The 12,446-nt window shown below is 60.9% G+C and carries 12 protein-coding genes; 6 read left to right on the forward strand and 6 right to left on the reverse strand.

Translation table 11 applies throughout. The features are described 5' to 3' along the window. Positions 1-42 precede the first annotated feature (42 nt). Both AC6JBC_RS11940 and AC6JBC_RS11945 read right to left on the reverse strand, forming a co-directional pair. Positions 43-2,091, reverse strand: a complete 2,049-nt coding sequence (locus AC6JBC_RS11940; protein ID WP_498024460.1) for a TonB-dependent receptor family protein — start codon at positions 2,089-2,091, stop codon at positions 43-45. Positions 2,092-2,145: 54 nt separating this feature from the next. Continuing rightward, on the reverse strand, positions 2,146-2,556 hold the full coding sequence (locus AC6JBC_RS11945) for a hypothetical protein (RefSeq protein ID WP_498024461.1): 411 nt from the start codon (positions 2,554-2,556) through the stop codon (positions 2,146-2,148). A 97-nt stretch (positions 2,557-2,653) separates the two neighbouring features. Between AC6JBC_RS11945 and AC6JBC_RS11950 the strand changes: the two genes are divergently transcribed. Continuing rightward, complete coding sequence (locus tag AC6JBC_RS11950; protein ID WP_464788044.1) at positions 2,654-3,064, forward strand: MerR family transcriptional regulator; 411 nt, start codon at positions 2,654-2,656, stop codon at positions 3,062-3,064. Positions 3,065-3,099: 35 nt separating this feature from the next. After that, the gene (locus AC6JBC_RS11955; protein ID WP_498024463.1) at positions 3,100-4,902 is read left to right on the forward strand and encodes an acyl-CoA dehydrogenase C-terminal domain-containing protein; all 1,803 of its coding nucleotides are present in this window, start codon (positions 3,100-3,102) and stop codon (positions 4,900-4,902) included. A 223-nt stretch (positions 4,903-5,125) separates the two neighbouring features. Here AC6JBC_RS11955 and dnaJ read toward each other — a convergent pair whose 3' ends face one another. Next, positions 5,126-6,262, reverse strand: a complete 1,137-nt coding sequence (gene dnaJ / locus AC6JBC_RS11960) for a molecular chaperone DnaJ (RefSeq protein WP_498024464.1) — start codon at positions 6,260-6,262, stop codon at positions 5,126-5,128. Positions 6,263-6,369: 107 nt separating this feature from the next. Next, positions 6,370-8,268, reverse strand: coding sequence for a molecular chaperone DnaK (dnaK, locus tag AC6JBC_RS11965; protein WP_498024465.1), 1,899 nt, complete (start codon positions 8,266-8,268; stop codon positions 6,370-6,372). A gap of 174 nt (positions 8,269-8,442) precedes the next feature. On the opposite strand from dnaK, the gene AC6JBC_RS11970 reads away from it, so the two are divergent. Genes AC6JBC_RS11970 through AC6JBC_RS11980 form a run of 3 tightly spaced genes read left to right on the forward strand, consistent with a single transcriptional unit; the run spans position 8,443 to position 9,774 of the window. Beyond that, positions 8,443-8,901: a copper chaperone PCu(A)C gene (locus AC6JBC_RS11970; protein ID WP_498024466.1), complete on the forward strand. Its 459-nt coding sequence runs from the start codon at positions 8,443-8,445 to the stop codon at positions 8,899-8,901. Between the two features lie 3 nt (positions 8,902-8,904). Then, positions 8,905-9,369, forward strand: a complete 465-nt coding sequence (locus AC6JBC_RS11975; RefSeq protein ID WP_498024467.1) for a vgr related protein — start codon at positions 8,905-8,907, stop codon at positions 9,367-9,369. A gap of 45 nt (positions 9,370-9,414) precedes the next feature. Next, a complete protein-coding gene (locus AC6JBC_RS11980) occupies positions 9,415-9,774 on the forward strand; it encodes a hypothetical protein (protein ID WP_464788038.1) in 360 nt (119 codons plus the stop codon). 4 nt (positions 9,775-9,778) lie between these two features. On the opposite strand, the gene AC6JBC_RS11985 is transcribed toward AC6JBC_RS11980, so the two are convergent. Both AC6JBC_RS11985 and AC6JBC_RS11990 read right to left on the reverse strand, forming a co-directional pair. Then, entirely contained in the window at positions 9,779-10,783 is a 1,005-nt protein-coding gene (locus AC6JBC_RS11985; RefSeq protein ID WP_498026073.1) for a S66 peptidase family protein, read from the reverse strand. Positions 10,784-10,809: 26 nt separating this feature from the next. Beyond that, positions 10,810-11,253 (reverse strand): cupin domain-containing protein, encoded by a 444-nt coding sequence (locus AC6JBC_RS11990; RefSeq protein ID WP_464788037.1) that lies wholly within the window; start codon positions 11,251-11,253, stop codon positions 10,810-10,812. Positions 11,254-11,303: 50 nt separating this feature from the next. On the opposite strand from AC6JBC_RS11990, the gene dapE reads away from it, so the two are divergent. Next, positions 11,304-12,446, forward strand: a complete 1,143-nt coding sequence (gene dapE, locus AC6JBC_RS11995; protein WP_498024468.1) for a succinyl-diaminopimelate desuccinylase — start codon at positions 11,304-11,306, stop codon at positions 12,444-12,446.

Raw genomic sequence — 12,446 nt, forward strand, 5'->3', positions numbered from 1 at the left:
CCGCCCCGCTCCACCCTCTCATGAGGATAGGCCGCTGCCTTTTCAGAGACGCGCGCGCAGGCCCGCGTAAACCGCCCGGCGTTCGATGGGATAGAAAGCCGCACTGGCTTGGTTCCCAGGGATCGATGGATCGTCCGGTTTGTAGCTTACGAGCGCTCCGATATCGCCTATCGCTCGCTTACCCGTCAGATTGCGTGCATCGACGAACAGGCTGACGCCCTTCGTCAATTGCGCCTGCGCCCCGAGGCTGAACATCGCATAGCCATCAACCCGCTTGCTATTGCTATAATCAGCCCAGGCACCCTGCGGCACCCATTCCACAGCCGGAGCGATGCTGACGCGATCGGTTCCCAGCTTAACTTCGGCGCGGTAGAAATGACGTGGCACGACGGGCAGGCGGTTGTCGCCAAATTGCGCGTCATTCCGGAAACGGAAGTCGCTATACTGGTAGACCTGCCGCAACGTCGCCCACGGCGCGATGGTCAGGTCCAGCGCGGCCTCGATGCCCTGGTGCCTTGTCCGATCCGCGTTGAATGTTGCCGCCGGAATGACGCCCGGCTGGATATTATATTGCAGCAACTCGCCTTTCAGGTCCGCGCGATAGAGGCTTATGTCCCAACGGGCTGGCCCCATGCTGCCACGCGTGCCGATTTCCACCGTCCAGGCCCGCTGCGCGTCGAGTGGCGTGAAGCCGGGGAGCGGCCCACTTGGTCCAGCGGCAATCTGGCCCAGTTCGATGAAGCCAGGCAACTCCACAGACCGGCTGTAATTTGCATAGACCTGCACTGTTTGAGAGGGTGCATACAGAAGCCCGAATTTAGGCGCGAAGCTATCGAACTTAGCCTCGCCGCTGCGTGAAGGCGCGAGGCGATTGTCCAGTTGCCGCTCACCATGCGTATAGATGCCGCCTGCGATCAGCCATAGTCCCTGAACCGGAGCGATCCTGGCCTCCGCATAACTGTTGATCGTCTGCGCCCGCGCCTTTTGCATGGACGTGAGAGCGCCCGCTTTGCCGTCGATATTAACAAACTGCCGGAAATCACCATGGCCAAAACGTGCCTGCGTTCCCAAGGTCAGCTCGACCGGGAGGCCTTGCACCTCTCCCGAAAGGTCAAGGCTGGCGAACAGTCCACGATCCTCTGATTTCTGATCGACCACTTGATAAATGGGATGGTTTAGAGCTTTCGCATTGAAATAGGCGCCAAAGGCCAGTTGACCGCCGTCCAGTTCAACCGTGGTGCGGTTTTGAAACCGGATGGAATCGATGTTGCGCGCCTGATCACCTGCGAAGTTGCCCTTTGCCGGGTCATTCAAGGCATCCGCTTCAGTCAGCGCTCCCGACAGCTTCTGCCGGATCGTTTGGGCGCTGACATAGAAACGGGTTTCCACCCGATCGTTCAGCTTGATCCCAACATTGCCGTTGAAACGCAGGGCGCGCCTCTGTCCGTGAGCGCGGTCCCCATCGGACCTGTCGGCGGTAATCGCCGCCCAGGCGTCACCACGAGCATCGGCATAACCATAGGCCGCCTTCGCACGCAGCGTATCGAATGAGCCGCCATCTATGCGCAGTTCCGCGCCCGGCATCGTCCGTCCGGTGGGTGTCACCGCATTGATGGCGCCACCCAATGTCGACCCGCCAAGTCGCAGCGCATTGCCGCCGCGATAGACCTCCAGATGCTGGAACACCTGCGGATCCAGTTCCTGAAAGTCTCCGTTGTCGTCCGCCATGTTGATCGGGATGCCATCCTGCAACAGCGTCAGGCCCCGCATATGGAAGCTCCGCGACAGCCCCGAACCGCGTATCGAAATGCGCACCTCCTGACCAAAGCGCGGTTGTGTGTAGACACCTGCGGAGAAGCCCAGCGCATCGCGCAGCGATACGGCCAGCTTGTCTTCGAAATCCTTGGCAGCAACGATATCGGCGCCGCCCGCCGTCCGGCTTATATGGGTAACGGCGTCCTCCACTGTAGGACTGGCGGTCACGATGATACGGCCCTGATCGCCAGCTTCATCAGCGAAAGCGGGGGTGGCAAGCAGCGAACAGGCAAGAGCGCACAGCGACACGCTGCGCAAAGCGGTAAATGCAGACATGAATTCATTCCTCGAGAAAATCGTGCCGCGCTCAGCGCAGCATAAACGACAGCTTCAGGAGGACAGAGGAGGACCGGATGATGGCGGAGGCGGTGCGGCAAGTCGGGCGATCAGCCCCGTCTTGAGCGCGAATGCGATAGGCCCGGAAACAGTCTGCCACGCTGGCAACGGCAGATCGGCGAGAATGAGCGGAGGAACAACCGGCTGAACCGAGGCGGCAAAGGAGCAATGTTGCTGAACCGGGACGCCGTCATCCTGCGAATGATGCACTTTCCCGGGAGCTTGATCGCGATCGACCAGGACGCTGACTGCGCCCTGCCCCGTACAGAGGGTCACCATCACGCCCCGCTCTGTACGAACCGGCATGAAACCGGCGGGCGTAATCAACTGGATGGCCAGGACAAGCAGCGCCAACGCGGAAAGCAAGCCCCGCGCGACTTCCGATTGTCTGATTGCCCCCGTCATTAGGGGCCGCTTAACCTCTCCAGGCCCGACTGTCATCAGGGCAAATTGCCGCAGATCATGCTTGACGTTAACGTCAACCTTTCTTAGCTAAGACGCCATGGACCAGCGCAGCAGCATCGCGGGCATCGAACTGCCCGACCACAAGGAACGACAGAATTACACGATCACCGATCTGTCGGAGGAGTTCGACGTCACGGCCCGCGCTCTGCGTTTCTATGAGGATGAAGGACTGATCGCACCGGAACGTCATGGCCTCGCCCGCATCTATTCGCGCCGTGACCGCGCTCGGCTTGCCTGGATTCTGCGTGGCAAAAGGGTCGGGTTCAGCCTCGCCGAGATCCGCGAAATGATCGATCTTTACGACGCGGATGAGGAACATGAGGAGCAGCGGCGCGTCACAGTCGCCAAATGCAAGGCTCGCATCGAACTGCTCACCCGCCAGAAAAGCGACATAGATGCCGCCATCGCGGAACTTTCGGGCTTTGTCACAGCTCTCGACAAGCCCTGAGCATTCGCGACGAGAAAGATAACCGGAGAAGATTGATGCCCAGCTATTCCGCCCCGATTCGCGAAACCCGCTTCATACTCGACCATGTGGTGGGCCTCGATCGCTATGCCAATCTGCCCGGCTTTGAGAGCGCGACGCCGGATCTGGTGGATGCCATCCTCACAGAGGGCGCGAAGATAGCGGAGGAAGTACTCTTTCCGCTCAATGCCGTCGGCGACAAGGAAGGCTGCGTTCGAAACCCGGATGGCAGCGTCACAACGCCGCCGGGCTTCAAGCAGGCATTCGACACCTATGTAGAGGGCGGCTGGACGACACTGCACGCGCCGGTCGAATATGGCGGACAGGGCCTGCCCAATGTCGTCGCGTCGGCGGTTGGCGAATATGTGCTGTCGGCCAATCACAGCTTCGAAATGTATCATGGCCTAACCAGCGGGGCGGTGTCCGCTTTGCTCGCCAAGGGCAGCGAAGAGCAGAAGCAGAAATATCTCCCCAACATGGTGTCTGGCAAATGGACGGGCACGATGAACCTGACCGAACCCCATGCGGGCACGGACCTTGGCCTCATCAAGACCAAAGCGGTGAAGCAGGGTGACGACAGCTATTCAATCACTGGCACGAAGATCTTCATTTCTTCCGGTGAGCAGGACCTGACCGAAAATATCATCCACCTCGTCCTCGCCAAGACTCCGGACGCGCCCGAAGGCAGCAAAGGCATCTCCCTCTTCGTCGTGCCCAAGCTGCTGGTGAATGACGATGGGTCGCTGGGTGAGCGCAATGCGGTGTTCTGTGGGTCGCTCGAGCACAAGATGGGCATTCACGGCAACGCCACTTGCGTCATGAATTATGACGGCGCCAAGGGATGGATTGTGGGCGAGGAGAATAAGGGCCTCGCCGCCATGTTCATCATGATGAACGCCGCGCGCATGTGGGTCGGCATGCAGGGCCTCGGCCAGGCAGAAATCGCGTTTCAGAATGCGGTCCATTATGCGCGCGACCGGCGGCAAGGCCGCGCCCTTACCGGCCCCAAGGACAAGGAAGAGAAGGCCGACACGCTGTTGGTCCATCCCGACGTCCGGCGCATGCTGATGGAAGGAAAGGCGCTGACCGAAGGGCTGCGTGCGCTGATGCTCTGGGGCGCGCTTCAGGTCGATCTGGCGGAGCACGCCGCGACAGAGGAGGAACGGCAGGCCGCCGACGATCTGGTTCAACTGCTAACGCCGGTGATCAAGGGCTATGGCACGGACAAGGGCTTCGACGTCGCCGTCATGAGCCAGCAGGTGTTCGGCGGCCATGGCTACATCTGGGAAAATGGCGCCGAACAATATGTACGCGACGCCCGTATTGCCCAAATCTACGAAGGCACCAACGGTGTGCAGGCGATGGACCTGGTTGGCCGCAAGCTGCCCATGAATGGCGGCCGGGCTTTGCAAGCGTTCCTCAAGCTGGTGGCTGACGAGGTCGCGCAGGCGAAGGGCAATGAGAAGCTGGCTGGCGTGGCCGAGGCGCTGGAGAAGGCCAGCGGGCAGCTGGGCGCGGCGACCATGTGGCTGATGCAGAATGCGATGGCGAACCCCGACAATGCCGGGGCAGGCGCGGTGCATTATATGCATATCCTTGGCATCGTCTCGACTGGCCTTATGTGGCTGCGCATGGCCAAGGCGGCGGCGGGCCTGCTGGAAACAGGTGAGGGCGACGCACGCTATCTGGAAGCGAAGCTGGTCACGGCGCGGTTCTTCGCGGAGCGTATCATGCCGGATGCGGGCGCGTTGAGGCGGAAGATCGAGGGTGGCGCCGAGAGCCTAATGGCGATCGATCCGGACATGTTTTTGGCGGCCTGAGGGGGCAGGCGGCCTTTCCTTCAGTCACGTCAGCGGAAGTTGGCCCGCTTTCCACGAGGGGCCGTTCTTGTGAGAACCCTGCTTTCGCTGGGATGACGGGAATTGGGGGGAGCGGACGTCGCGCCTGCCTAGGGAGATCCCAGCTTTCGCTGGGATGTCCGGAATGGCTCGAGAGACTGGGGCTAGTCCCTCGTCCAACTCCGCCTGCGGGAGAAGGAAGAAGTCAGTCGCCCCAGAGTTCCTTGAGCTTGCTGAAGAAGCCCGTCGACTGCGGGCATTCTTCACCGGTTTCCGTATCACGAAAAGCTTCAAGCAGTTCCTTCTGCTTGGCAGAGAGGCGTGTCGGGGTTTCGACATCCACCTGGATGACGAGGTCGCCCTGCCCCCGGCCGTTCAGCACGGGCATGCCCGCGCCGCGTTGGCGGATCTGTTTGCCGGACTGGATGCCGCTCGGAATCTTGATCTCATGCCGCTGACCGTCGAGGCCGGGCACTTCGATGCAGCCGCCCAGTGCCGCCGTGGTGAAACTCACCGGCGCGCGGCAGAAGAGCGTCGTGCCGTCGCGTTCGAACAGAGTGTGCCGTTTTACATGGAGGAAGATGTAGAGGTCGCCCGCAGGTGCGCCGCGTGCGCCTGCTTCGCCTTCGCCCGACAGGCGGATGCGGGTGCCTTCATCGACGCCGACCGGGATGTTGACGGACAGCGTCTTGGGCTTGTCCACACGCCCTTCGCCGCGGCAGGTGCGGCAGGGGCTTTCGATGACCTGACCCGCGCCGTGGCAGCCGGGACAAGTACGCTCGACGACGAAGAAGCCCTGCTGAGCGCGGACCTGGCCATGACCGCCGCAGGTGCCGCAGGTCTTGACGCCGGTGCCGGGCTGCGCGCCCGATCCGTCGCAGCTTTCGCAAGAGGCGGAGACTTCGATCTCTATCTCGGTCTTCTTGCCATGATAGGCTTCGTCGAGCGTGATCTCCATGTCGTAGCGCAGGTCCGCGCCGCGCCGCTGCGCCTGACGACCACCGCCGCCGAATCCGCTCTGGCCGAAGATCGTCTCGAAAATATCGCCGAGGTCAGAAAAGCCGCCCGCGCCGCCACGCCCGTTGAAGCCGCCACCGCCACCATTCTGGGCATTGGTATAGGCAGCGTGACCGTAGCGATCGTAGGCTGCGCGCTTCTGCGGGTCTTTCAGGCACTCATAGGCTTCGGAAACCGCCTTGAATCTCGCTTCACCGTCGCTGCATCCCCCGGTTTTGTCCGGGTGATATTTCATCGCCAGTTTGCGGTAGGCGCTCTTGATCACGCCCGCGTCGGCGGTGCGCTCGACCTCGAGCAGTTCGTAATAGTCCAATTCGCTACTCATCTCGCCCCCGGCGCGCGCACGTCCCTCGGCTTCGCCCGGTACGAACGGCGGTAGCGGCTACCATAACCGTTCGGTTCGAGCGAAGTCGAGAACCGTTTCATCGGGCCTTATGCCTTGTTGTCGTCCACTTCCGAAAATTCGGCGTCCACGACATCGTCATCAGCCTTCGGAGCTTCAGCACCCGGAGCAGAGGCCTGAGCCTGTTCCTTCTCGTAGATCGCCTGGCCGAGCTTCATCGCGACCTGGGCGAGTTCCTGCGCCTTGGCCTTCATCGCTTCGGCGTCACCGCCCTCGACAGCCGACTTGGTCGCGGCGATCGCGGTTTCGATTTCGGACTTGAGGGCTGCATCCACCTTGTCGCCATGCTCATTGAGTTGCTGTTCAGTGGTGTGGATCAGGCTTTCGGCGTTGTTCTTCGCCTCCGCGCCTTCACGCCGCTTCTTGTCTTCATCAGCGAAGCGTTCGGCGTCCTTCACCATCTGATCGATGTCGGCGTCCGACAAACCGCCCGAAGCCTGGATGCGGATCTGCTGTTCCTTGCCCGTGCCCTTGTCCTTGGCATGGACGTTGACGAGGCCGTTGGCGTCGATGTCGAAGGTGACTTCGATCTGCGGCACGCCGCGCGGTGCGGGCGGGATGCCGACCAGGTCGAACTGGCCGAGCAGCTTGTTGTCCGCCGCCATTTCACGCTCGCCCTGGAAGACGCGGATCGTTACCGCCTGCTGATTGTCGTCGGCGGTCGAATAGACCTGCGACTTCTTGGCAGGGATAGTAGTGTTGCGGTCGATCATGCGGGTGAATACGCCGCCCAGCGTCTCGATGCCGAGGCTAAGCGGCGTCACGTCGAGCAGTAGCACGTCCTTGACGTCGCCCTGCAAAACGCCCGCCTGGATCGCCGCGCCCATGGCGACGACTTCGTCCGGGTTCACGCCGGTGTGCGGTTCCTTGCCGAAAAATTCCTTCACAGCCTCGCGCACCTTGGGCATGCGGGTCATGCCGCCGACAAGGACGACTTCGCTGATCTCGCTTGCAGAGATGCCCGCGTCGGCCATCGCCTTCTTGCAGGGCTCCATCGTGCGCTTGATGAGGTCGGTCACCAGCCGCTCCAGATCGGCGCGGGTGATGTTCTTCACCAGATGCTTGGGGCCATTCTGGTCAGCGGTGATGAAGGGCAGATTGACTTCGGTCGACTGTGCCGAAGACAGTTCGATCTTCGCCTTTTCGGCTGCTTCCTTCAGACGCTGGAGCGCCAGCTTGTCCTTGGTGAGGTCGATGCCCTCATCCTTCTTGAAGCCTTCGGCCAGATATTCCACCAGCTTGGCGTCGAAATCTTCGCCGCCCAGGAAGGTGTCGCCGTTGGTCGACTTCACCTCGAACACGCCGTCGCCGATCTCCAGGATGGAAATGTCGAAGGTGCCGCCGCCAAGGTCATAGACAGCGATCGTCTTGCCGTCCTGCTTGTCGAGACCATAGGCGAGCGCGGCCGCGGTCGGCTCGTTGATGATGCGCAGCACTTCCAGGCCCGCAATCTGGCCAGCGTCCTTGGTCGCCTGACGCTGGGCGTCGTTGAAGTAGGCCGGAACGGTGATGACCGCCTGGGTGACGGTTTCGCCCAGATAGCTCTCGGCGGTTTCCTTCATCTTCTGAAGCGTGAAGGCGGAAATCTGTGAAGGCGAATAATCCTTGCCGCCCGCCTGGACCCATGCGTCGCCATTGCCACCCTTCACGATGTGATAGGGGACAAGCTCCATGTCCTTCTTGGTGGTCGGATCATCAAAGCGGCGGCCGATCAGGCGCTTCACCGCGAAAATCGTGTTGTCCGGATTGGTGACGGCCTGGCGCTTGGCAGGCTGGCCGATCAGGCGCTCGCCATCCTTGGTGAAGGCAACGATCGACGGCGTGGTGCGCGCGCCTTCCGCATTTTCGATCACCTTGGGCTTGCCGCCATCCATTACAGCCACGCAGCTGTTGGTGGTGCCAAGGTCAATGCCGATTACTTTTCCCATCTTGTCCTCTTTGAACCCCAATTTCATTCAGCGGTTGACGGCCCCATACCTCACGAAAGCGCCAAGGCAAGGCCGTTTGCGGATGGGATATAGGCGTGATCTTTCTTGGCACAAGAAGCGCGGGCGATTACCGTAACAACCGACCGGAAACGAGACAGTCACGGAAGCCTCCTGATGCGCGCACTCTTCAGCCTCTTTGCCCTTGCCGCTCCTTTCACGCTTGCGGCATGCGGCGATCCTGCACCGACCTATATTGACCAGGCCTGGTTACGCCTCAGTCCCAACAAGGATACGCCATCGGCTGGATATTTTGTGGTGCATGGCGGTGATGCGGCCACACAACTACGCGGCGTGCTCACCGATTATGCGCTCAAGGTAGAGATGCACGAGAGCATGGATCATAACGGCATGATGATGATGCAGAAGATCGATTCAGTCGACATTCCCGCCAAGACGAAAGTCGCCTTTGCGCCCGGCGGCAAGCATCTGATGATCTGGGGAGTCAATGATACGGCTATCAGCCGGGGCAAGATGACGCTGACCTTCCTCCTCGCCAATGGCGACCGCCTGCTGGTCGACGCCGCGATCCAGAAGCCTGGCGCGCCAACTCCCAAGGCCGAGGAAGTAAAATAAGCATTGACCAGCCGACCTCTGACCTTGGGAGAAGTCGCGCTAGCTCGCTCGGTCTTTGGCGATGCGATCGCCTATGATCAGGTGCGGGCTCACAATCATAAATGGTGGCCATTTCAGCCCGCCCGCGTGACCATGTCGCCGGACGGGCATATTTGGTTCAATCCCAAGAGCGGCCTCTTCTGCGTCGATTTCTGCGACCAGGGGCTGCACTTGCAGGGTCATTTCATCCACGAGATGACCCATGTCTGGCAGGCGCAAAGGGGCGGCAAATGGTATCTGCCGCTGATGCGCCACCCCTTCTGCCGCTATGGTTACGACATAGTGCCGGGGCGGCCTTTCGGCAGGTATGGACTTGAACAACAGGCGGAGATCGTCCGCCATGCGTTCCTGATGCGGAAAGGCGCGCGCGTGGAAGGGAAACCACCGCTCCAGGTTTATGAAGAGCTACTCCCCTTCAGCCGGGTCTAGTCGCAAGACAGGCTTTCGTCGCCAAAATCTGTTATCTTGGCTCGCATGCGGCTGATCGCACCCTTCCTACCGCTGGTGGCCTTCTTCGCCACAGCAGCCTTGGCAGAGCCTTCACCAACTCAGCGGGCGGGCCATTATTATCTTCGTGGAGTCATGGAAACCGGCTCTGAATTGATGCTCCGGCCGGATGGGCGGTTTCAATGGTATCTCGTCTACGGCGCTCTTGATCTTTTCGCCGAAGGACGCTGGCAGGAGGAAAACGGCACCGTCAGACTGCTGGCCGAACCGACGAAAGACGTGCCGCAGCCCGGTTTCAATATGCTGACACTGACCATAAGGAATAACGAACTGATCCCGCCCGATGGGCGCGGAGCTTACATCCGTCCCTCAGACGAAACGGAGTGAATCCTCAGCTAACCGCCGCCTCCAGCAAGCGGATGCTCCCCGCATCAGCATCAATTTCCGCGCGCACGCCCAATGGCAGGCTGAACTGGCTCGCGACATGACCTATGGCAGCGCCTTGAAATGCTGGAACGCCAAGGGGACCGAAATGCTGTTGCAGCACTTCGGACAAGGTGAAACCGCCATAGGACGGCTCGCGTGCGCCACAGCCTGTGCATTGACCAAAAACCACGCCCGACACCTTGCCCAGAATGCCTGCCTGCGACAGCTGGGTCAGCATCCGGTCGATCCGGTAGGGTGCCTCATCCACATCCTCCAGAAACAGGATGGCACCCGCAAAGTCAGGCAGCCAGCCCGTGCCGATCATAGCCGCCAGCACGGTCAGATTGCCGCCCAGTAATCGCCCGCTGGCACGTCCTCTCACAAAGGTCCGGATGCGTCCGCCCAATGGAACCAGCCGGTCCTCCTTGGGCTGCGGGTTGATCAAGGTCGGTGTAGCGCCTTCGAAGGCAATCGCGCGAAAGACGTCCCAGCTGAATTGCGGCCAGCTGCTTGCAGCATTGGGGCCATGGATGGTGGTAAAGCCCGCCCGCGCCGCAAAGGCCATGTGTAACGCGGTAATATCGCTGAATCCGATCAGCAGCTTGGGATTCGCGCGAATCGTTGCAAAGTCCAGATGAGGCAGGATGCGCGCGCATCCCCATCCGCCGCGAACAGCAAACACGGCCCGAACCTCCGGATCAGCGAACATCGCGTTCACATCGGCGGCCCGGTCTTCGTCCTTGCCCGCCAGATAGCCATATCGCTCGACAAGATGGCGGGCAGGCTTGGGCTTTAACCCCATCGCCATTATCGTTTCCCGCACGACAGCCAGATCGAACATGTCATCTGTAAAGCCCGCTGGCTCGACAAGTCCCACGACATCACCCGGGCGCAAACGCGGCGGCTTGATCAGGGTTGGAACAGGTGCCTTGGCGGCCAGCAGCGCGGCTCCCATTCCCGCCAGCATCATCCGCCTGTCGAAGCCCGGATAGCCGCTCAAAAAGCGCTCCCGTCCTTGCGCCGATAGCTTCCCATCGACCATCTAAGATCGATGTCAGGATAATGCGCGTCTCCCTGCGGCACCCGCCCGAAAGCCAGGAACTCGCAATCGCCGTCGCTTTCATTGATCAGTTGATGCCCGTTCGGCTCTCCCTTGGGGAAAGCTGCCATGTCACCTGCCTGCATCGAAAAGCGGCCTTCTTCTTCGATCAGCACGGCCTGCCCGCTCAGCATGACGACGAATTCATCTTCGTCCTCATGCCAGTGCCGCTGCGATGAAGCCGCGCCTGGTTTCAATATGACATGACTGATGCCAAAATCGGCGAGTCCGCAACCATGGCCGAGCTTTCGCACCCAGCGTCCATCGACTACCACAGAATAGGGTGCCGGATAACCGGTCCTGTTACTCTGCTCTATGGCTGCAAGATCGATCTTGGGCATGATCTCTTCCTCCGCTGGCAAAGGCGTTCGGCTTTCGCTAACGCAGCCTCATGAGCATGACCAGCACCAATGCCGACACAGTGGACATAGCACGAAAGCTGATTGCATGTCCTTCGGTAACGCCCGCGCGGGGTGAGGTTTTCGCCGTTCTGGAAGCAATGCTGGTTCCGCTCGGCTTCACCGTCGATCGCTTTGTTGTGGGGGAGGAACCCGACGGTCCGGTCGAAAATCTGCTCGCCTGGCGGACAACCGGGGCGGGTCCGCACTTCGCCTTCGCCGGACATCTGGACGTAGTACCGCCCGGGGATGGCTGGACAAGCGACCCTTTCACACCCGAACTTCGGGGCGACCTGCTCTATGGTCGCGGCGCGGTCGATATGAAGGGGTCGATCGCTGCATTCGTCGCCGCGCTTGCCAGCATTCCGGAAGACTTGCCGGGTACGGTCAGCCTCATCATCACTGGCGACGAAGAAGGCCCTGCGATTTTCGGCACGCTGGCACTCATGGATCGCATGGCCGCGCATGGACTGCGGCCCGACCTCTGCCTGGTCGGCGAGCCTACCTCGTCCCAACGGCTGGGCGACGTCATCAAGGTGGGCCGACGCGGTTCGGTGAACATGTGGATCCGGGTGGAAGGGATGCAGGGCCATGTCGCCTACCCCCATCTGGCCGACAATCCCGTGCCACGGCTCGTTCGCATTCTTGCCGCCATAGATGCCGTGGTGCTGGACGAAGGCACCGACTGGTTTCAGCCAAGCAATATCGAAATCACGGACCTGGAAGTGGGTAACCCCGCGACCAATGTCATTCCAGCCGCAGCGAACGCGCGTATCTCCATCCGCTTCAATGATCGACATAATGGCGCGCAGTTGATTGAACGGATCAACGCGATCGCCGCGGCGGAGGGCGGCACCGTCACTGCAAAGATCAGCGGCGAACCATTCCTGACCGAACCCGGAGCCTTGTCCAGCCTTGTAACAGGAGCGATCAGGGAGGTGACCGGGGTGGAAGCGGAACTTTCCACCACTGGTGGCACTTCGGACGCCCGTTTCCTCTCGCGCCTCTGCCCCGTGGTCGAATTCGGCTTGAACAATGCGACGATGCACAAGCTGGATGAGGCCGTGGCTCTGCAGGACCTGCAAGATCTGACGCGCATATACGCGCTTGTTGTTCGCAGAGCGTTAGCGGCCTGA

Source organism: Sphingobium sp. RC1, from assembly GCF_059738765.1.